Genomic DNA, 19854 nt, shown 5'->3' with positions numbered 1-19854 from the left:
TGATCCGCCACCATCTCGGTGGTGATCGGCACGCCGGCGGGAAGTCCCTCCAGCGTCGCGACGAGTGCGGGGCCATGCGACTCCCCCGCGGTCAGCCAACGCAGCCTGCTCAACGGTGCCCCCCGGATCCGCCGACACGAGCTCCGTGCAGCCACTCGACCTCGTCGTACAGTTCGTCGATCGTGAAGGCCGACAGCATCGAGTTGCGGGCAGCGGCGGCCTCCCCGGCCGGATGGTAGAGCTGCTCACCCATGGCACGGGCCACCTGTTGCACCTTCGCGGTGCGCTCGTACCGCTCGGCGTTGTACTTCTCCAGGAGCTGGGGGACGTCCCCCTCGGCCTCTGCCAGGAGCTGTCCGATGAGGACGGCGTCCTCGAGGGCCATGCAGGCGCCCTGGGCCGCGTATTGGAGCATGGGATGGGCGGCGTCACCAAGAAGGGCGACGCGGCCGTCCGTCCAGCGCTCGACCGGATCGCGGTCGCACAGGACCCATTCCTTCCAGTCGGCCCCCAGTTCCAGCAGCTGGCGGGCGGTCTCGCTCAGCGCGGGGAACTCGGACAGGACATGAGCCCGCTCGGCGGGCCTGCCGACCACGACTTCGCTTGCCCCGTCGTCCCGGGTGACCGCCAGGTTGAGGAACTTCCCTCCGCCGATGGGGTAGTGGACGAAGTGCCACTTGGGTCCGGCCCACAACGTGACGGTGTTCCAGCGCAGTTCCGGGGGAACCTGGTCCATGGGGATCACGGACCGGTAGATCGTGTGGCCCGACACGCGTGGCGCGCCGTCCCCTACGAGCCGAGCGCGCACGGCGGATCGGATGCCGTCGGCGCCGATGAGCACGTCGCCGGTGACACGCCGTCCGGTGTCGGTGACCGCTGTGACCCCTTCCGCGTCCTGTTCGTACCCGGACACGGAACACTTCGTGTTCAGGGTGATGTTCCGCTCCGCGACGCAGCCGTCGAGGAGGGCCTGATAGAGATCACCTCGGTGCACGACGGCGTACGGGTTGCCGAAGCGGGTGCGGTACGCGCCGGTGAGCGGCATGCTCGCCACCCGCTGACCGGTGGTGCCGTCCATGAACCGCAACTCGTCGATGTGCACGGCGTGCCGCCGCGCCGCCGCGCCGACTCCCAGGTGGTCCAGGGCGTGGAAGGCGTTCGGACCCAGCTGGATGCCCGCGCCCAACTCGCTGAAGGTGTCCCTTCGTTCGAGCACGACGACCTGGTGGCCGTGGTGCGCGATGCTCAGTGCCGCCGCGAGGCCGCCTATACCGCCCCCGGCAATGATTGCCTTCATCGTGATCCTTGTCGCAGTGGGGAAGCTGGTCGAGAGGTAGGGGGAAAGAGCCGTCGCAGCTCCTCGTGGAACCCGGGGAAGGTCTTTCCGACGCAGGACGGGTCGTCGAGCGTGATTCCGGGGACACGGAGTCCGAGGACGGAGAAGGCCATGCCGATTCGATGATCGCGACGGCAGGCGATACGGGTGCCCAGCGGACTGCCGGGGTGAATGGTGATCCAGTCCCGGCCTTCGTCCGTGTCCACCCCGAGGGCGCGCAAGTTCTGCGCGACAGCGGCGATACGGTCCGACTCCTTGAGACGGGCGTGGGCGATGCCGCGCACGGTGATGGGCGCGTCCGCGAGAGGAGCGATGGCCGCGAGGGTCATGAAGGTGTCCGAGATCTCCCCCATGTCGACGGAGAAACCTCCGCGCAGCCGGCCGTCCCCCGCGACGACCGTGGCCGACTCCGTGACCTGTACCCGTGCTCCGAGCCGCCGCAGTACGTCGACGAAGCGCAGATCGCCCTGGAGGCTGCCGCGGCCCAGCCCGGGCACCGTGACGGTGGTACCCGTGACCGTGGCGGCCGCGAAGACGTAGGAGGCGGTGGAGGCATCGGGTTCCACGGTGAGGGTCGCGGAGCCGTAGCCACCCGGCTGGACTTCGATGACGTCCCCCGGTCGTTCAGTGACCTTCGCGCCGAACCGGCGCATCAGAGCCAGCGTCATGGCGATGTACGGACGGCTGACCAGGCTGTCGACCGTGAAGGCCACCGGTGATCGCATCAGCGGGGCCGCCATCAGCAGTCCGGACAGGAACTGACTGCTCAGCGAGGAGTCCACGGTGATCGCGCCGCCGTCGAGTCCATCGGCCCCCACGGTCATGGGCAGGCCGCCGCTCGGCCCGGTCGTGACCGTGCCTCCCAGCGCGGTCAGCGTCTCGGCCAGCGGACCCAGCGGACGAGCCCTGAGCTGGGCACTGCCGTCGAACACGAACCGGCCGTGACCGGTGGCGACGAAGGGCGGCAGGAAGCGAGCAGCCGTTCCTGCGTCCTCACACCAGACGTGGGCATCTCCCGTGGGGCCGCATCCGGCACCGGTGACCTCCCATACCTGGTCGTGGCTCTGCCTTTCGACCCGGCACCCGAGGTTCTCCAGCGCCGTACGGAAGGCGACGGTGTCGGCGCTGACGAGCGGGGACCGCAGCCGAGAAGTGCCCGTCGCGGCCGCGGCCAGCAGCAGGGCACGGTTGGTGATGCTCTTGGAACCGGGGATGCGAGCCGCTCTCCCGGCAGCGTGTGCGGGCGTGTCTGTCATGGTCGTCCTCCGGCACGTGGCACGTCGGGGAGCTTGGCTCAGCTGGTGAAGGCGAGGCCCAGACGGGCCAGCCGGACGGTGTCGTACTCACCTTCCGTGGTCGCCTCGATGTCGAAGACGTGCCGTTCGGTGGGCGGATAGCCGATGAGTTCGGCGGCTCTGGCCGGTATGGGGGCGGCCGCGGCCTCCGCCGACTCCCACAGGAAGACGGCGCCCCACCGGTCGGTGCGCTCGTCCGAGATCCACACCTTCAGGCGCAGCCCTCGTACCTGGGAGAAGCGGTCCACGGCCTCGTCGCGCAGAAAATCCCGGAGCGAGGCGATGGTCTGCTCGGACCGGCCGAGGTCCCACCACGCGATCACTGCCCGCATGAGCGCATCACCCCGATGAGCGCGTCACCGACGATGCGTATCCCGTCCTGGGTGAGTACGGACTCCGGGTGGAACTGCATCGAGGCGAAGCCGGGACCACGCAGCGCGTGGACTTCGTCCGTGCCGTGATCCCGGCTCGCCTCGACGAGTCCCACGCCGGGGACGTCGACGACATCGAGCGCGCTGCGTGCGGCGAACGTGTTGTAGAAGCCGACCCGTTCGGGCGTTCCGAACAGATCGATCTCCCGCTGAACGCCCTGGTTGGGCAGCTCCCGGCGCACCAGGTCCAGACCGAGCAGGGTGCTGAGCACCTGATGGCTCAGACAGACGGCGAGGAAGGGGCGGCGCTGGTCGAGGAGCGTGCTGAGCGCGGTCCGCAGGTGCGCGATCTTGGGGGTTCGCGTGGCGCGTGGATCGCCGGGACCGGGGCCCATGACGACGAGCTCGTGGTCGTCGAAGGAGTACGGCTCGTCGAAGCGCCGGACTGTCGGCTTCAGCCCCATGGCCCGCAGCTGATGGCTGATCATGGAGGTGAAGGTGTCCTCCGCGTCCACCACCAGGACCCGGCGTCCGGCCAGTTCCGTGCTCTGGTCGGCCTGGCGGGAGCTCTCACCGATCCAGAAATCGGCGATCGAGGCGTTGCGCTGCTCGAGGGCCTGGCGTACGCGCGGGTGCTCGGCGAAGCGCGCGGAGCCGTCGGTGCCGAGTGCGGCGAGGAGCCCCGCCGCCTTGGCCCGGGTCTCGTCGACCTCCGAGTCCGGGTCGGAATGCCGTACCAGGGTGGCGCCGACGCCGATGTTCAGCCGGCCCGACGCGTCGATGTCGGCGGTCCGGATGAGGATCGACGAGTCCATCGTGCGGCGTCCCCGCTCGTCCTCTCCGATGAGAGCGACGACGCCGCTGTAGTAGCCGCGTCCGCGGGGCTCGTACCGGTTGATGACCCGGCAGGCGCTCTCCAGGGGGCTTCCCGTCACGGTCGGCGCGAACATGGTCTCCCGCAGGATCGTGCGGGGGTCGTGGTCGCTCGCGCCCTCGATGAAGTACTCGGTGTGCGCCAGCCGCGCCATTTCCTTCAGATACGGACCCACCACGCGAGGAGCGGGGTCACAGATCCGCGCCATCATCTTCAGTTCCTCGTCGACGACCATGTACAGCTCGTCGGCTTCCTTGCGGTCGGCGAGGAAGTCCATCACGCCCGGCAGAGTGGGGCCGGAGGACGGATAGCGGTACGTGCCGCTGATCGGGTTCATCACGGCCCGGCCGGCGCGCAGGCTCACATGCCGCTCGGGGGAGGCGCCGACGAAGGTACGGTCGCCTGTGTGTACGACGAACGTCCAGTACGCCCCTTGCTCCCGCTCCAGCAGCCGCCGGAAGAACGTGAGGGCGCTGTGCACCGTGTAGTCGGTGATGTCGGCGACGAACGATCTTTTGATGACGAAGTTCGCGCCCTCGCCGGTCCCGATCTCGTCGGAGATCACCTTGCGGACGATCCCGGCGTATTCGTCGTCGTCCAGGTCGAAGCCGGCTCCGCTGAGCGTGACCGGCACATCCGGCAGCCGCCGCAGCGCGTCGTTCACCGCGATGGAACCCTGCTCCTCCACCGTGAGCGCGATCAAGGGCTCGCCGTCATCCGCACAGGTGAAGCCACGCTCGGCCAGCTGGCGGTAAGGGATCAGCGCCAGGACCTCCTGGCGCGCCCCGGCGTCCGGATCGGACGTCGCGGCCAGGGGAATCCGGTCCACGCAATCGACCGTGGACGTCCTTCCCGTCAGCACCTCGAGCCGGTCCGAGCCGCCTGCCTCGGGGCGGTGCAGCAGTGCGAAGGCGGGCGGACGCGACCCGAGGACGCGGTCGAGGAGAGCGTGTCCCGCCTCGGGGTTCTCCTTGTTCATCGGCGCAGTTCCCCGATCACGGACTTGGTCGTGGTGACCACGGCACAACGCTCGGCGGCGTAGTCGAGGGCCATCCGGTGGTATGCCTCGGTGAAGTCGGCGACGGCGTCGGCCACCAGAAACGTCTCGATGTCGTTGGTGAAGGCTTCCACCGCGGTGGACAGCACACCGATGTGCGCGTACACCCCGCAGAGGATCAGCTGGTCGCGTCCATGGGCACGCATCCGGTCCAGCAGATCGGACCGGAAGAACGCGCTGTAGCGCCACTTGGTGAGCAGCCAGTCGTCCGGGCCCGGTGTGAGCGGCTCGATCACCTGCCGGTCGGCCGGGTCGACGCGCATACCGGCCCCCCAGAAGTCCTTGAGCAGACCGCGCTGTTCGTCCGTCATGCCGCCCGGCTGCGCGGTGTACGCGACGGGCATGCCGGAGGCGACCGCCTGCTCCCGGATCAGGGTCGCGTTCCGCACGAGATCGGCGCCGGGCGTTTCCGTCTCGGGGAACTGCCGGAGGAAGTACCGCTGCATGTCGTGGACGAGCAGCACGGCGCGGTCCGGATCGGCCTGCCACGCCGCCGTGTTGACGGGCAGCTCCTCGGCCTGAGGCATGGGGTAGGGCTGGATGGAGGGTATCCCTGGCATGGTTTTCCTCGTATCGCTTGGGTCGTCAGACGCCGAGGGTCGCGCCGCCGTCGACGGTGAGGTCGTGCATGGTGATGTGCGAGGCCTGATCCGAGAGGAGGAACGCCACCGCCTCGGCCACGTCCGAAGGGCGGGCCAGCTTGCCGAGCGGTATACCCACGCGATAGGCGTCGGGCGAGCCTTCGAGGGTCGAGGTGCGGCTCTGGTCGTCCTTCCACATGGACGTGAGCATCGGTGTCTCGGTGGAGCCCGGGGCGACCACGTTGCACCGGATGCCGTACTGGGCGACCTCGAGACCCAGGCACTTGGTGAACATGGTGGCCGCGGCCTTGGACGCCGAGTACGCGGCCATGTCCATGCGCGCCGTGCCCGCCGCGTTGGAGGCGATGGTCACGACAGCCCCGGAACGACGCGGGATCATGCGGGTGACCGCCGCACGCGACATGAAGAACACACCGGTGGCATTGACCGCGAACGTTGCCGCCCAGTCCGCGTCGGTGAGGTCCCGGGTCTTTGCCAGGCGCAGCACACCGGCCCCGTTGACCAGATGGTCGAGCGGGCCCAGAGTGTTCTCGACGTCGGCCACCACGCGATCGGCGTCGGAGCTCGTCGTGACATCGGCGGGGAACGCCCTTACCCGCAGTCCTTCGGCGGCCAGCTTTCCGGCCATCTCGCTCAGCCGGGCACTTTCCCTGTCCACGGCGGCGACCCGGACACCGCGTTCGCCCAGGGTGCGGACGACCGCTTCACCGATTCCGCCCGCGGCTCCCGTGACCAGCACGATCTTTTCCCGCATCAGTGAGAATCTCCTTTTCGGCGACGCCAGGCGGAGGCGACTTCCACGGCCTGTCGGGGATTGAGGCGCGGGTCGCAGAAACTGGTGTACTTGTCCCCGACCGAACCCAGGAAAGCGATGTCGGCGACACATTCCGTGACATGATCCGGCGTGGTTTCCAGATGCAGACCTCCGGAAATTCCACCGCCTTGCGACACGGCTTCCTGGAATTCCTCCACTTCGCGTATGACGCTCTTCACGAAGCGGGTCTTCAGGCCGTCGGGCCCGCACTCGGTGTTGCCGTGCATCGGGTCGGACAGCCAGATCACCGGATGCCCGGCGTCGCGTACCGCCGCGACCAGCCCGGGAAGTTTCCCGGGCGCGACGCCGGCGCCCATGCGCGCGATGAGTGTGAGCCGACCCGGGAGACGGCCGGGGTCCAGCCGCTCGCACAGACGCAGCAGTTCCTCCGGCGCCATGGACGGTCCCACCTTGCAGGCCACCGGGTTCCGCACGGCCGCCAGCAGCCCGACGTGGGCGCCGTCCACCTGCCGGGTCCGTTCACCGATCCAGGGCCAGTGCGTCGAGGCGAGCAGCAGGCTGCCGTCGTCCTGTCGGCGCAGCATGGGCAGCTCGTAGTCGAGCAGCAGAGCCTCGTGACTGGTCCACACGGGGGCTTGCGCGCGCCGTACGCTCCCGGTCCAGCCGAGGTGCTCCATGACCCCGTGAGCGGCGCGATGGCCGGTCAGCAGGCGTCGGGGGTCGGGCCGGCGCAGGACCGGGTCGGGGTTCGGGTCGTTCACCATGTGACCTCGGTAAACGGGAAGTTCTATCCCCTGGACCGTTTCGGTGGGCTTGGACCGGGGCTTGGCGTACTGGCCGGCGAGTCGGCCCACCCGCACCACGGGCTTGCCCGCGTTGACCTGCATGACGCCGGCCAGGAGGTCGAGCACGGCCGCCTTGCGGGCCACGTCCACGCGGCCGTTCTCGGCCCAGTCCTCGGCGCAGTCACCGGCCTGGACGACCTGCGCGTGGCCCTGGGCGACCGCCTTCAGGTGCTCGTGCAACTGGGTCACGTCGGCAGCGTTGACGAGCGGCGGCAGCGTGCTCAGTTCCCGCCTCGCTCGCTCCGTGTCCGGATGATCCTGCCAATCGGGCTGCTGCAGAGCGGGGAGCGATTCGATGTGAGCGAGCTCGCTGTCCAACTCGGTTCCTCTCGTGGGAATGAAGAAGGATTCATTCGGTTGAACTCGTGAGGTGCTTTCATCGATTGTGCGGAAATGTGGAATGCCCGTGAAGGGGAGAGTGGTTACTTCGTCATGTTCCGGCGGAGCGGAAAGAATTTACTGGGATGAGTTGTGAAGTTCCGAAAAAGCATGCGTCCCGGCGCCGTGGCCTGATGAGCCATGAAGCCGGGACGTCGCATTTCAGCGGAGAGACGGGGAAAGGATCAGCTGGTGACACCGCCGTCGACGACGAGATCCTGGCCCACGACGAAGCTCGACTCGTCGGACGCCAGCCAGAGCACGGCGTTCACGATCTCGTCCGTCGTCGCGACGCGGCCGATCGGGACGGCCGTGGCCAGCCGGGCCGCACGATCGGCGTCGGTCTCGCCGGGCCGCAGGGACATGGTGGTGTCGGTGGCTCCGGGGCTGACGGCGTTGATCCGGATGCCGTCCTTGATGTGGTCCAGGGCGGCGACGCGGGTGAGCGTGCTCACCGCGGCCTTGGAGGCGGCGTAGGCGGCCATGCCGGGGCGGCGACCGTGGTAGCCGATGTTGGAGGCGGTGTTGACGATGACGCCACCACCATGCGCTCGCATGTGGGCGATCTCCTGCCGCATGCTGAACAGGACGCCGTTCAGGTTGACGTCCAGCACGGACTGCCACACGGCCAGGTCCAGGTCACCGACCGGCGTCGGCTTGCCGAAGACACCCGCGTTGTTGTGCGCGACATGAAGGCCGCCGTGGCTCTCCACCGTGGTGCGCACCAGGCGCTCCAGGTCTTCGGGCCGGGTCACGTCGGCGACGACGGCGTTCGCGATGCCGCCCTCCTCTTCGACGAGCCGCACGGTCTCCTCGATGGACTCCGGTCGGGCGCCGGCGGCGACCACCGTGGCGCCCTCACGGGCGAACGCCCTGGCGCTTGCTCGGCCGATGCCGGAGCCGGCCCCGGTGACGACAACGACCTTGTCCTTGAAACGGGCGGTCATGTGGATGCTCCTTGGCGCATGTCGTAGTGATGGAAAACAGTGAGCCCGCGAGGGGAGGGGTCGGCTTTTCAGCCGATGTCTCCGGAGGGGCGCGGGCGCAGCAGGACGAACGTGCACAGCGCGGCGGCCTCGAACGCCACGGCGGCAGCGGTGAAGGCGAACCCGTAGCCTGCGGTCAGGGCGGATGCCGCGCTCTTGCCCGTGTGCACCAGATCAGTGGTGTGTCCTGTGGCCAGCGTCACCAGGACGGCGAGGCCGATGGCGGGCCCGGCCTCGAGCGCGGTGTTGACCACCGCCCCGGCGAGACCGGCCTGATCCTGCGGGACGTCGGTGGTCGCCGTGACGGTGGACCCGGCGAAGACGAGCGCCGCCCCGGCCGGGAACAGCACCAGTCCGGCGAGCACCACACCGACGTACGGCGTGTCTGTGCCGAGCCTGCCCAGCGCCGCCAGCCCCAGTCCGGCGAGCGCGAGCCCCACGACCAGCACCGCGCGTGGGCCGAAGCGCTGCACCAGCCTGCCCACACACAGGCCGCTGACGACCAGAGTCAGGCCGAAGGGCAGGAACGCCGCCGATGTCTCCAGCGCGGAATAGCCCCGGACCTCCTGGAAGTACAGCGCGAGCATGAAGAAGATCGTGGTGATTCCGGCGGCGCCCAGGAAGACAGCCAGGAGTGCCACCGCCCGGCGGGGCGACGCGGGGAAGGACAGCGGCAGGAGCGGCTGCCGTACGCGTGCCTCCGCGACGAGGAAGCCCAGCAGCAGCGCACCACCGCCGGCCAGGGTGCCCAGCGCGACCGGGGAGGTCCATCCGCGCTCCGGTGCCTCCACCAGACCGTAGCTGAGCAGTGCGATACCCGTGGTGACCAGAACGGCTCCGAGAACGTCCAGCCGACCGCTGCGGGGAGCCACGCCCTCGGGGATCAGCTTCGGGGCGGCGACGAGGGTCGTGGCCGCCACGACGACAGGCACGACGAACGCCCAGCGCCAGGAGTTCGACGAAGCCACCACCCCGGACAGAAGCATCCCGGCGGTCCCGCCGGAGGCGGCGAGGCCGCCCCATACGGCCATGGCCCGAGCATGCCGGGCGGGTTCGGGATGCACGACGCTCACCAGCGACATCGCGGCCGGTACGGCCATCGCGGCACCGGCCCCTTGGACGAAGCGCGCGATCAGCAGCATCCACAGCCCCGTGGACATTCCAGCCAGTGCCGAACTGACGCCGAACACCGCGGTACCCAGCAGGAAGACGCGGCGGGTTCCGTACAGGTCGGACAGGCGGCCGCCCAGAAGCAGCAGCCCGCTGAACGACATGCCGTAGGACGCCGACAGCAAGGCGAGTTCAGCGCGACCGAGCCCGAACTCCTTCTGTATGTCCGGGAGGACGACGTTGAGCACGCTCATCGCGAGGATGAGTACGAACTGGACGGACGCGAGCAGGGAGAAGGCGAGACTCCTTCTCCTGTCGCGTGCGGCTTCGGCAGCCGTTCGGGCCGGGTCGGACCGTTCGGCCGCAGCGATGTCATGCTGCTGCACGGCTCGCCTCACGTGTGGTCGGGAAGGGCGATGGACTGCGAGTGCCTGAAGGTGTTCCGAGGGTCGTAGGCGGCCTTGACCTGCTGCAGCCGCGGGTAGTTGCCCTTGTAGTAGAGCGTGGACCAGGGCACGCCCGTGGTGTTGACCTTCGTGTTGGTGATGTCCGCGTCCGGGTAATTGATGTAGCAGCCGTCCGTGGCCGCGCCCGGTACGGGATATCCGCCGGTGGCGGAGAAGACCTCGCCGTACACGTCGCGCACCCAGCCGATGTTCGCGTCGTCGTCGGCGGCGCTCGACCAGAAACTCTGGAAGAGCCCCTTGAAGATCGAGTCACGCTGTGCGGAGGCGGTGTCGCCGGAGCCCACCGAGTTGATCTTCCCGCCGTAGGAGAGCAGAACGACCATGGACGCGGCGTTCTCGTGGTCGGTGCGCGTCAGGTGCTGGTACATCGCGGCGGCCTGTGCCCCGGTGACGTTCTTGCGCAGATAGGCGGACTTGTGGTGGCCGCGCAGAGACGGATTCGTCAGGGTCGGGTTGCTCGTGCCCAGCAGCTTGACGGAGTGCAGCCACGGAAGACGCTGCGGCGTGAACAGGTCCGGCAGCGCGCTCAGTTCTCCGACCGGCTCGGACATCGGGCGGACAGCGTTGTCGGACAGTGCTGAGGTGACCTCGCTGAGAAAGTCGTCGAGCACCTTCTCCGCGTCGGGGACGGTGGCATCGATCTGAGTGAGCAGCCCGATGCTTCCGTTCGACTTGTGATTCATCATCAGGAAGCTGCACAGCGAGGCAGCGGAGGAGTCGGCCGCGCCGTTCTTCTCGTGCCAGGCACCGAACTTCTGCACGAGTGAGGTGAAGGAGTCCTTGTCCAGCTCGCTCCAGGGAAGGGCGACCGCGCTGACGAGAACCTCCTTCGGGGGCTTGGGCAGCAGCGAAGCGGGGTCGGTGCCCGTGGCGCCAGGGCTGCGGAACCAGTACCGCGTGATGACGCCGAAGTTGCCGCCGCCACCGCCCGTGTGCGCCCACCACAGGTCGCGGTTGGGGTCGTCGGCCTCACGGGTGGCCACCACGCTGCGAGCCTTGCCGCTCGCGTCGACCACGACGACTTCGACGGCATAAAGGTGGTCGACGGTCAGACCGTGTCGTCGGGACAGCATTCCGTAGCCGCCGCCGCTGATGTGGCCTCCTGCCCCCACCGAGTAGCACATGCCGCCCGGAATGGTGATGCCCCATCCCTTGAACAGGGAGTCGTACACATGGAGAAGCGTCGAACCCGCGCCTATTTCGAAGGCGTTGAGCTTCTCGTCGTACGCGACGGTGTCGAGCAGAGAGGTGTCGATCACGACCCGCACCGTGGAGTTGAACACGAAGTCGGCGTAGCAGTGGCCTCCGCTGCGCACCGAGATCCGCTTGTTGCCGTCCACGGCTTCCTGGACGGCCCGCACCACTTGCTCGGTGGTGCGCACCAGCCGGACCGAGTCGGGCTGGGCGACCCAGCGCGTGTTGTTGCCGATGACCAGGTCTGCGTAGCGCGGATCACTCGGAAGGACGGTGACGGCGTCGGCATCAGTGGTGGCGGAGGCAGCGGTCGCGGCGGTGGTGAGGGGACCGCCTTCCAGGGCGGTGGCGGCTATCGCGACGGCCGTACCGGTCAGGACGCTTCGTCTTCTCATGGAACTCGCGTTCTCTTTCTCTGTCGATACAAGATTCTGGGCAGTCGCACAAGGCCGGCGATGCGGAGCGGTCAGCCGCCCCAGACCATGCCGAGGCCGAGGTTCTCCGCGAATTCCACGGTGCGGTCGACGGACCACGATTCGGCAACCGGTGCCGAACTTCCGAGTTCAGTCGGATATCCGGCCTCCGAGAAGAACCTCTCGAATCCGCCGGGTGTGGTGATGACGTAGAAGCGGGCGGTCTCACTCTCCACCAGATAGGAGTGCGGTATGCCGCGCGGAAGGAAGAGCACTCCGGCGTCGTGAATGGTTTCGGCGCGATCTCCGACGGTGAGACGGACTTCCCCTCCTTCGATGATGAAGATCTCATCCTCGAGGGTGTGGGTATGGCGTGGTGCGCGCTCGCCCGCCACCGCGCTGAAGTGCGTGATTCCCAATGCGCCTCCGGTCTCCTCGGCGGAGAGCTTGGTGGTGACCACCGACCCTTTCCCCCAGAGCCGAGAAATTCCCTCGCCTTCCCGGCGAATCACCGGCGATCGTCCGTCGAGCCCCGCGGTCAAGATGCCTCCAGAGAACGCTGCATTCACTCACGCACCAGTTGGCCGGGAGCCTCACACGCCGCTCTCGTCGTCTGCAACATCGGTGGGATTAGTTTGTCAGGTGCAACATCTTTTCCCTTGTGAACACATGGCGATCCGACATGCAACTCGCACCGCTTACTTTGTCAGGTGTCCGCGATGTGACCGCTCGGTAACTCGGTCGTTATCACTCAATGTATGGGCGTGTAATTCGAGGCCGTAGGATGACGGCTGCCCTTTACGTCTGTCCGGCTGCTGAAGTGGAGGCAGTCATTGGCCACTTGGTCGCGCTCGAAACGCGGTGGTGTGCTGGAACAGCTCACGGCGGAGGGGGTCGGGCTCTGGCTGGACGACTTCCACCGTGGCCGGCTGCTCGACGGCAGCCTGGAGAGACTGGTGGCCGAAGGGCTGGTGGGTGGGGTTGTCTCCCGGCCCGCGGCCGTTGTGCGGGCGATGACCGACACCACCGCTTATCACGATCAGCTGAACCGGCTTTCGACCACGGCCGCCTCCGCGGAGGAACGCGTCTACGCACTCCTCGCCGAGGACGCCCGGGCGGCCTGTACGGCTCTGGAACCCGTGTTCCGGGCGACGAACGGTATGCAGGGCTGGGTCTCGCTCGGCATCGCGCCCGGCCTCGCCTCGGACGCCGAGGCGGTGACAGGCCGGTCCAAGCGGCTCGCGGAGCTGGTCGACCGCCCCAACCTGCTGATCAGGATCCCGGCCACGGGCGAAGGTCTCGTCGCCGTCGGCGAACTGCTGGCGCACGGGGTCGGGGTGCACATCGCCTCCGTCTACTCCGTTCCACGGTATGTCCAGGCGGTGGATGCCTATTTCCGCGGCCTGGAACGTGCCACGGCCGACGGGCACACGGCGTCCGCCGTCGCCTCCCTCGTCTCCGTGGACGTCGGCCACCTGAACGCGGGTGTCGATGCCCTGCTGGACGGTCCGGCGAGGCCCCACGCCGCAGTGCTGCGCGGGTATGCCGGGGTGGCCGTCGCCCAGCTCGTCTACCACCGCTATGAGGAGAGCCTCGGCTGTTCCGACTGGCGCTCACTCGTGGCCGAGGGGGCCCGTCCCCAACGGCTCCTCTGGACCTCGGAGAACGCACCGGAATCCCCTCGGTCCGCACTGGACCGGGTCGAGCGGGTCATCGCCTGGATGACCTCCCACGCGCTTCCCCAGGCGGCACTCGAAGAACTGCGGCACCGTGAGGGATTCCACGGCGACACGCTGTCCGGCGAGCATGGCTCCGCCTGCCGGACGTTGGACGAACTCGGACGGGTGGGCGTCACCTTCGACTCGATCGCGCGGGACCTGGAGGTCGCGGCGATCGAAAGGGAACGTGCTGTGTGGGAGCGGTTGTTGACGGTGGTTCAGGCGGGCTGAGGCATCGTGCGCGCGTGCCTGGCCCCGGACGCTTCCTCGCGCCCAGTCGTGTCGCGTGTCTCAGGCGTCTTTCCGTCGGCACGTACTTCCACCAGGAAATGCTCGACCAGATCGTCCCTGTCGACCACCACACTCCTGCTGAGTATGCGCAGCCGGCGTCCCGTCTCCTCGGCGATCCGGCGCAGTCCCTCCATGTCTCCCCGACTGCTGAAGTGCAGGAGAGCCCTGCCGCCGTCTGTCAGCCGGCGTGGGGCCTCATCCACATATCTGTGATGCGCCTGGTATCCGGGGTCCACATACGCGCGTTCGAGGGGAGTGCCGAACTGGAAGTCCTCCGGTGCGCGGACGTAGGGAGAGCTCCAGATGATGGTGTCGAAGCGGAGCTCCGCGGGCAGGTCTTCAAAAAGGTCGCTGTGCACGGCTTGGAGCCGGTCGGCGACCTCGTGCCGCCGCGCGTTGAGCGCGGCGTTGGCCACCGCGGCCGGGTTGATGTCCGAGGCGATGACCCTCTCGCAGCCCGCCAGTGCCGCTGTCACGGCGACGACTCCGGTGCCACAGCCGATCTCCAGAAAAGTGCCCCGCCACGGGTGCGTGGGGTCGGAGAGGCCGAGTATGTCGAGAACAATCTCGGTGGTGCCCGCGTGCAGGGGTGCGAAGACCGTGTCGCACAGGTCCCACTCCCGTCCGCGCAGCGAGAAGACCTTGGGCCGGTTCTCGGCTCGCATGGAGTCGCGGCTGCGCTCGAGTGAACGCAGATAGCTCTTGATTTCGGACATCCCGTCCCGACGTTCCCCTCTGTGCTCCGGAGAAAGCGCCTGTGGCGTTCCCGGTCACTCTTCACGTCCCGGTGCCTACGGGCCCCGGCCCGATCCTTCCGCGCCGACCCGGACGAGCGGCAGGTGGCGGCACCACACACCTGACCACGCAGAGTGGTGAGACGGCCACCATCCAGCGAACTCCTGTGCGACCGTATCGGGCGAACGATTGCAGCCGTCGTGCCTCGAGCTTAGGCTCTCAGGCGACGACATGCCTGATCACGGGGGGTTTAATGACGGGGGGACCGGGGTCGGCCGCCTCGCCGGACGTGATGGCAGTGCTGGAACTGCTCGCCGAGCGGGCGCCGGCAGCGCGGTTCGAGGAACTGCTGCGCGACGCCCGGCGTGAAGGGGCGTCCGACACCAGCCGCGCAGAGCTCGATCAAGCCGTACGACTGGCCGCGCGTGTCCAAGCTCTGATCAGTCACGCGCAGCAGCGCGAGGCGGGACTGGCCGCGCTGGTGGACACCGCTCACGATCTCACCCTGGTGCACGGGATGGACGCGCTCCTGCATGAGATCACGCGGCGAGCACGTCGGCTGCTGAATTTCGACATGGCGTACATAGGGCTGCGGCACACGAGTGCCGATGCCGGGTTCTCCTCCATCCGAGCGGCGGAGGGGGAGACGACCTCACGCAGCGTCGGCCTGGAAACCTCCGAGGACTCTGGCCTCGGCAGCCTGGTGCAGCGGACCGGGGCGCCCGCCTGGAGCCCGGACTACCTTGCCGACAAGGAGATTCCGCACTCCCCCGACATCGATTCCGTCGTAAGGGCCGAGGGCCTGCATGCCATCCTGGCGGTGCCCCTTGGCCACGGCACCACGGTTTTCGGCACTCTTTACGGGGCCGACCGGAAGGTACGGCACCTCACGCCGGACGAGATCAGTCTCATGCGCTCGCTCGGCAAGCTCGCGGGCGTCGCCATCGAGCGCGTCCGGCTGCTCGAGGAGACTCGAGCCGAGGTGACCGAGCTGGAACTGGACACCTCCCGTGCCAGGAGCAGCCTCAGCGTGCAACGTCGCGTCGAGGCCGCTTACATCCGGCTGATCGACCTGGTGCTCGACGGATGCGATCCGCAGACTCTCGCCGAAGCGGCGGCCAAGGAACTGTCGGGGGCTCTGGTCGTCAGGGACTGTGTCGGGCGCACGGTCGTGGTGACCGGTACGCCGCCCGTACTCGTTGAGGACGATGTCCTCCGGTGGACCTATGACGCCCACGCCGCGGGCTGCCCCGTACCCATGTCCGAGAGCGGTGGCTGGGTGGCACCGGTCACGGCCGGCGGGGAGAACCTCGGCGCCATTCTGCTGGTCCCCGACGAACCCCTCACCGATGGCTTCGGAGTACGACTGCTCCAGCTCACCGCCCGGGCCGTGGCTCTCATCCTGCTGCTGCAACGCACGTCGACCGTCGCCCACGACCAGATCCGTGACGAACTGCTGGAGGAGTTGCTCAGCGACATCCGGTCGCAGCCACGCCAACTGATCACGCGGGCACGCCGACTCGGCATCGCCATCGACGAACCGCATGTGATGGTGGTGGCCAGACCGGAGGGCGGTTCGGAAGGCCGAGCCGCGGCATGGGCATCGTCGTACGCCCATCGTGTGTCCGGGCTCACGAGGTTCCGGGACGGCTGTGTGACGCTGCTCGTTCCCGGTGAGGATCCACTGCGCGCGGCCACGGCGGTGTCCAGAGAACTCACGCCGCTCGTCGGTCACCCCGTGACGATCGGAGCGGCCGGACCCGTCTCGGGCCCGGGGCGCGTGGCCCGGGCCCACCGCGAGGCTCTCAGCTGCCTGGAAGCGCTCACCGAGCTGGGCAACCTGGGCTGTGTCGCCACCCCGCAGCAGATGGGATTCCTTGGCGTCCTGCTCTCGGAAACTCACGATGTCGGCGACTACATCGAGTCCGTGATCGGCCCGGTACTGGATTACGACGCCCAGCGTTTCACCGAGCTGATCCGTACGCTTGAAGCCTATTTCGCCTCCTCCTCCAGTCCGACGCGCGCCGCGTCGGACCTGCACGTGCATCCCAACACGGTGTCCAGACGGTTGGATCGCCTCACCGAACTCCTCGGAGAGGACTGGCAGGGGCCGGAACGTGCCCTCGAAATCCAGCTTGCTCTTCGGCTGCATCGCACGCGGCGCACCTTGCAGCACCGGCACGGGAGCACAGGGCCGACCCGGGGCAGCGGAGGGTCGGCCCCGTCGGAGTCGTCCTCATAAGTGTCAGGCGGAGAGTCGCCCCGCGGAGAAACACGGTTCGTCCGACTCACTCGCCAAGTGCGGGACCGCCGTCACCGCGTGGGCGATGGAAGCCAGGGTCATGTGTCGGTGCCAGCCCCGGAAAGAGCGCCCCTCGAAGTCCCGGATACCCACCTGTTCGCCGATCCGCTTCTCGTCCTGTGCGACGCGTCGCGCGAGCCAGGTCAGCCGTACAAGGTCGCCGACCTGTGCCGACGCGCGCGACGCCAGCCACAGGGCGGTCGGTGCCTTCGCGCGTTCGTGCCACTCACCGATCAGCAGTAGCTCAGGTCCGGAGGCCGGTCCGGGAAGCCGTACTCGGACTGCCGTCGAGAGCGTGGTGGGCCGTACTGATCCCTGGGGAGTCTCCAGCGGGCGGCGTAGACCCTGTATGGACTCCATGATCTGGCGGGCCGGGAGCGCGCCCGCCCGGTACCCGGGCATCGCGGGGTCCGCCACGATCAGGCGGGCGCCACCGTTGACCCGGGTGAGCACCGGAACTCGGGCTGCGACGAAGGGCCGCATGACGCCGGCGAGGTCGGTCGGATGGGTGTCCAGCACCACGGGGCGCCTGGGTACCTCCCACCGCCCTGTCGCGGTCAGCGCGGTGACGGTCGCGCACTCGTCCGGAGTCTCCCACCGGACGTTGTCGGGAATCTCCGCCCTGCGACGCCTGCGCGCGTCGTCCAGCCACGAGTCGGGCAGGTGCAACCGCCATTGCACAGGGACGCCGGCTCCCTCGGTCGCGGCCCAGGCGCCGAAGGCCAGCTGGCCGTTGAGCATCTGCCCGTACTCCTGAGCGAACTGTCGTTCCACTCCGACCGAGTGCTCACCTGCTTTCGCGATGAAGAGGGGGCGTACGACCCAGGCGCGCGGCGCCAGCACCCGCGTCACATGGTCGGCGAGAGCTTCCCGTATGGGTGACCAGTCCCACGTGGAACTGCTGATGAAGTGGTGCAGGCTCTGCTCGGCAGCGGCCCCGCCGACGAGAGTCGCGATGTTCCGGATCGACTTGCGCCCCTTTGCGGCCAGCAGCCCACTCAGATAGTGCCGGGCTCTCAGCCGCTGGTCGCTGCGTCGCAGCGATGCGAAGAGTGCAGTGCCGAACTCGTCGCCCAAGTGCGTGACGTCCTGGGTGACTTCGCGTATTCGATGGCTGGAGACGACCTTCGCGTTCATGCTTCCCCCGCTCGTCAGCATGTGACTGTGCCTTCAACACTGACGTCCCACGTCCGGCAGGCGGGAGGTGTACCGGACACACACCTGAGGGCCATGGTGGTTGCCGGGTCACCCCGAGAGGTTCGCGTCGGGAGGGAGCCACGGAATCACCGTGGGGTGCGGGTGTGGTGGGACCACCACACGACTGGCGTCAGGGGGAATCGGGGCTGTGCAGGGATCGAAGGGTCGTCACTTCGCGTCCGCGTAGCACTCCACCGCCGCCGTGGTGAACGGGAAGCGGACCGGGGTGTCGCCGAAGGTGAGGCGGGCGGACAGGGCCGAGGCGTGCTGGATGGCCTGGATCACCTGGGTGGTTTCCTCCGCGGGGCAGTGGACGATCACCTCGTCGTGCTGGAAGAAGACCAGTTCGGCGGCGAGGGGGGCGCAGGCGCGGCGGAGGGCGGCCAGGAGGAGGAGGGTCCAGTCGGCGGCGCTGCCCTGGACGACGAAGTTGCGGGTGAAGCGACCGCGGGCGCGGGCGCCGCCGCCGTCGGGGGCGGGGGAGTCGTCGAGGGGGATGCCCGCTTCCTCCGCCGCGTCCGGGGACGTCATCGCGGGCGGGCAGGTGCGACCGAGCCAGGTGCGGACCAGGCGCCCCTCCTCACCGGCGCGGGCGGCGTCGTCCACGTAGGCGACGGCGGCGGGGTAGCGGCGGCGCAGGGCGGCGAGGTTCTTGAGGCCGTCACCTGAGGTCTGGCCGTACATGGCGCCGAGCACCGCGATCTTGGCCTGGTCGCGGTCGCCGGAGAAGGCGCGGTCGGAGACGGACTGGTAAAGGTCGCTCTCGCGGGACGCCACCTCCATGAGGGCCGGGTCGCGGGAGATCGCCGCCAGGACGCGCGGTTCCATCTGGTCGGCGTCGGCCACCACCAGCCGCCAGCCCGGGTCGGCCACCACCGCGCGCCGGATCACCTTGGGGATCTGCAGCGCGCCCCCGCCGTTCGTCACCCAGCGACCGGTGACCGTGCCGCCCGCCTGGAATTCGGGCCGGAAGCGGCCGTCGCGCACCCAGTCGCGCAGCCAGGACCAGCCGTGCGCCACCCAGATGCGGTACAGCCGCTTGTACTCCAGGAGGGGTTCCACCGCCGGGTGGTCCACCGAGCGCAGCTCCCAGCGGCGGGTGGAGGTCACCTTGATGCCCGCCTTGGCGAACGCCTTGACCACCTCGGCGGGCAGGTCGGGGCGCACCCGGTGGCCGAAGGCAGTCGAGACCTCGTCCGCCAGTTCCGCGAGGCGGCGCGGCTCGCCCCCGCCCGCGTACCGCTCGCCGAGCAGGTCGTGCAGCATCTCGCGGTGCACTTCGGCGCTCCAGGGCATCCCCGCACGGTTCATCTCGGCCGCCACCAGCATCCCCGCCGACTCGGCCGTGGTCAGCAGGTGCATCCGGTCGGGGTGGGTGGTGCGGTCGTGTCTTCGCTGCTGGTCGGCGTAGACCTCCAGGAGGTCCTGGAGCGGCATGTGCGTGGCCGCCGGTTCGAAGAGGGAGGACTGCGCGCCCCGGTCCGCCGGGCGGTGCGGTGGGTCGGGCGGCACGGGGCCGCCCCGGAGGCGGGCCAGGGCGGCGGCGGCCGAGCGCGGCTCGCCGTGTCGCCCCTCGTGGCCCAGCAGGAGTGTCTCGGCGTCCTCGACGTCGTAGCACCGCTCGACTCGCACCCCCGTGGCGAGCAGTCGCGGGTAGACCTCGGCGGTCGACCGCCACACCCAGCGCGTCACCTCCGGGCGGCTCCGCACCGCCTGCGCGAGATCACTCTCGCGACGCACCGGACCGGCGGGCAGCCCGTCCGGACCGAGGGGGGCGACGTCCACGCCACCGTCCTCGGCCGGAGCGAGCGCCCACCGGTCGGCCATGTACGTGAGTGTGCCAGGGGGGTCTGACAACGGGACTGGGCTACGGGAGCAGGGCGGCGGGCGGCGCCGTGCGGAGCCGCC

17 protein-coding genes are annotated in these 19854 nt (G+C 68.9%); 2 read left to right on the top strand and 15 right to left on the bottom strand.

Annotated features, from left to right (window positions below):
• The 12 genes from IF655_RS26345 to IF655_RS26290 all read right to left on the bottom strand — a co-directional run.
• Window positions 1–113 (bottom strand): chorismate synthase (locus IF655_RS26345; protein ID WP_199587617.1); only part of this gene is annotated, 113 nt, incomplete at its 3' end.
• Entirely contained in the window at window positions 110–1297 is a 1188-nt protein-coding gene (locus IF655_RS26340) for a 3-hydroxybenzoate 6-monooxygenase (protein ID WP_199587616.1), read from the bottom strand. The genes IF655_RS26345 and IF655_RS26340, both read right to left, overlap by 4 nt.
• Complete coding sequence (gene aroA, locus IF655_RS26335; RefSeq protein WP_199587615.1) at window positions 1294–2592, bottom strand: 3-phosphoshikimate 1-carboxyvinyltransferase; 1299 nt, start codon at window positions 2590–2592, stop codon at window positions 1294–1296. The genes IF655_RS26340 and aroA overlap by 4 nt, the downstream gene beginning before the upstream one ends.
• Before the next feature lie 38 nt (window positions 2593–2630).
• Window positions 2631–2963: a hypothetical protein gene (locus tag IF655_RS26330; protein ID WP_199587614.1), complete on the bottom strand. Its 333-nt coding sequence runs from the start codon at window positions 2961–2963 to the stop codon at window positions 2631–2633.
• The gene (locus IF655_RS26325; RefSeq protein ID WP_199587613.1) at window positions 2951–4855 is read right to left on the bottom strand and encodes an anthranilate synthase family protein; all 1905 of its coding nucleotides are present in this window, start codon (window positions 4853–4855) and stop codon (window positions 2951–2953) included. The genes IF655_RS26330 and IF655_RS26325 overlap by 13 nt, the downstream gene beginning before the upstream one ends.
• Window positions 4852–5493 carry an isochorismatase family protein gene (locus tag IF655_RS26320; RefSeq protein WP_199587612.1) on the bottom strand — a complete coding sequence of 214 codons (642 nt, stop codon included), beginning with the start codon at window positions 5491–5493 and terminating at the stop codon, window positions 4852–4854. Before IF655_RS26320 ends, IF655_RS26325 begins: the two co-directional genes overlap by 4 nt.
• A 25-nt stretch (window positions 5494–5518) precedes the next feature.
• Window positions 5519–6289 carry a 2,3-dihydro-2,3-dihydroxybenzoate dehydrogenase gene (locus IF655_RS26315; protein WP_199587611.1) on the bottom strand — a complete coding sequence of 257 codons (771 nt, stop codon included), beginning with the start codon at window positions 6287–6289 and terminating at the stop codon, window positions 5519–5521.
• The gene (locus tag IF655_RS26310) at window positions 6289–7473 is read right to left on the bottom strand and encodes a 3-deoxy-7-phosphoheptulonate synthase (protein ID WP_199587610.1); all 1185 of its coding nucleotides are present in this window, start codon (window positions 7471–7473) and stop codon (window positions 6289–6291) included. Before IF655_RS26310 ends, IF655_RS26315 begins: the two co-directional genes overlap by 1 nt.
• 245 nt (window positions 7474–7718) lie before the next feature.
• Entirely contained in the window at window positions 7719–8480 is a 762-nt protein-coding gene (locus tag IF655_RS26305) for an SDR family NAD(P)-dependent oxidoreductase (RefSeq protein ID WP_199587609.1), read from the bottom strand.
• Window positions 8481–8548: 68 nt separating this feature from the next.
• A complete protein-coding gene (locus IF655_RS26300) occupies window positions 8549–10015 on the bottom strand; it encodes an MFS transporter (protein ID WP_307815069.1) in 1467 nt (488 codons plus the stop codon).
• 8 nt (window positions 10016–10023) lie between these two features.
• The gene (locus IF655_RS26295) at window positions 10024–11685 is read right to left on the bottom strand and encodes an FAD-binding oxidoreductase (RefSeq protein ID WP_199587608.1); all 1662 of its coding nucleotides are present in this window, start codon (window positions 11683–11685) and stop codon (window positions 10024–10026) included.
• 71 nt (window positions 11686–11756) lie between these two features.
• On the bottom strand, window positions 11757–12164 hold the full coding sequence (locus IF655_RS26290; protein ID WP_199587607.1) for a cupin domain-containing protein: 408 nt from the start codon (window positions 12162–12164) through the stop codon (window positions 11757–11759).
• A gap of 405 nt (window positions 12165–12569) precedes the next feature.
• Here IF655_RS26290 and IF655_RS26285 point away from each other — a divergent pair, with 405 nt between their 5' ends.
• The gene (locus tag IF655_RS26285) at window positions 12570–13652 is read left to right on the top strand and encodes a transaldolase family protein (RefSeq protein WP_307815068.1); all 1083 of its coding nucleotides are present in this window, start codon (window positions 12570–12572) and stop codon (window positions 13650–13652) included.
• On the opposite strand, the gene IF655_RS26280 is transcribed toward IF655_RS26285, so the two are convergent.
• Window positions 13640–14428: a 50S ribosomal protein L11 methyltransferase gene (locus tag IF655_RS26280; protein WP_199587605.1), complete on the bottom strand. Its 789-nt coding sequence runs from the start codon at window positions 14426–14428 to the stop codon at window positions 13640–13642. The genes IF655_RS26285 and IF655_RS26280 overlap by 13 nt on opposite strands.
• A gap of 311 nt (window positions 14429–14739) precedes the next feature.
• On the opposite strand from IF655_RS26280, the gene IF655_RS26275 reads away from it, so the two are divergent.
• The gene (locus tag IF655_RS26275) at window positions 14740–16689 is read left to right on the top strand and encodes a helix-turn-helix domain-containing protein (RefSeq protein ID WP_199587604.1); all 1950 of its coding nucleotides are present in this window, start codon (window positions 14740–14742) and stop codon (window positions 16687–16689) included.
• Between the two features lie 3 nt (window positions 16690–16692).
• Here the strand turns inward: IF655_RS26275 and IF655_RS26270 are convergent, their stop codons facing one another.
• Together IF655_RS26270 and IF655_RS26265 are read right to left on the bottom strand one after the other, a co-directional pair.
• Window positions 16693–17886 (bottom strand): transposase, encoded by a 1194-nt coding sequence (locus IF655_RS26270; protein WP_199587603.1) that lies wholly within the window; start codon window positions 17884–17886, stop codon window positions 16693–16695.
• A 228-nt stretch (window positions 17887–18114) separates the two neighbouring features.
• Complete coding sequence (locus tag IF655_RS26265) at window positions 18115–19773, bottom strand: bifunctional 3'-5' exonuclease/DNA polymerase (protein ID WP_199587602.1); 1659 nt, start codon at window positions 19771–19773, stop codon at window positions 18115–18117.
• Window positions 19774–19854 lie beyond the last annotated feature (81 nt).

Origin of the sequence: Streptomyces sp. DSM 110735, assembly GCF_016482685.1 — a bacterium.
In the GTDB taxonomy this organism is placed as follows: domain Bacteria; phylum Actinomycetota; class Actinomycetes; order Streptomycetales; family Streptomycetaceae; genus Streptomyces.
Note: the sequence above shows the minus strand (reverse complement) of the source record. Positions and strands in the feature narration are given on the sequence as shown.

Coding starts and splice junctions, on each gene's coding strand:
- IF655_RS26340 (WP_199587616.1), bottom strand. CDS start 1,297: ATGAAGGCAATCATTGCCGGGGGCGGTATAGGCGGCCTCGCGGCGGCA.
- aroA (WP_199587615.1), bottom strand. CDS start 2,592: ATGACAGACACGCCCGCACACGCTGCCGGGAGAGCGGCTCGCATCCCC.
- IF655_RS26330 (WP_199587614.1), bottom strand. CDS start 2,963: ATGCGGGCAGTGATCGCGTGGTGGGACCTCGGCCGGTCCGAGCAGACC.
- IF655_RS26325 (WP_199587613.1), bottom strand. CDS start 4,855: ATGAACAAGGAGAACCCCGAGGCGGGACACGCTCTCCTCGACCGCGTC.
- IF655_RS26320 (WP_199587612.1), bottom strand. CDS start 5,493: ATGCCAGGGATACCCTCCATCCAGCCCTACCCCATGCCTCAGGCCGAG.
- IF655_RS26315 (WP_199587611.1), bottom strand. CDS start 6,289: ATGCGGGAAAAGATCGTGCTGGTCACGGGAGCCGCGGGCGGAATCGGT.
- IF655_RS26305 (WP_199587609.1), bottom strand. CDS start 8,480: ATGACCGCCCGTTTCAAGGACAAGGTCGTTGTCGTCACCGGGGCCGGC.
- IF655_RS26295 (WP_199587608.1), bottom strand. CDS start 11,685: ATGAGAAGACGAAGCGTCCTGACCGGTACGGCCGTCGCGATAGCCGCC.
- IF655_RS26280 (WP_199587605.1), bottom strand. CDS start 14,428: ATGTCCGAAATCAAGAGCTATCTGCGTTCACTCGAGCGCAGCCGCGAC.
- IF655_RS26275 (WP_199587604.1), top strand. CDS start 14,740: ATGGCAGTGCTGGAACTGCTCGCCGAGCGGGCGCCGGCAGCGCGGTTC.
- IF655_RS26270 (WP_199587603.1), bottom strand. CDS start 17,886: ATGAACGCGAAGGTCGTCTCCAGCCATCGAATACGCGAAGTCACCCAG.
- IF655_RS26265 (WP_199587602.1), bottom strand. CDS start 19,773: ATGGCCGACCGGTGGGCGCTCGCTCCGGCCGAGGACGGTGGCGTGGAC.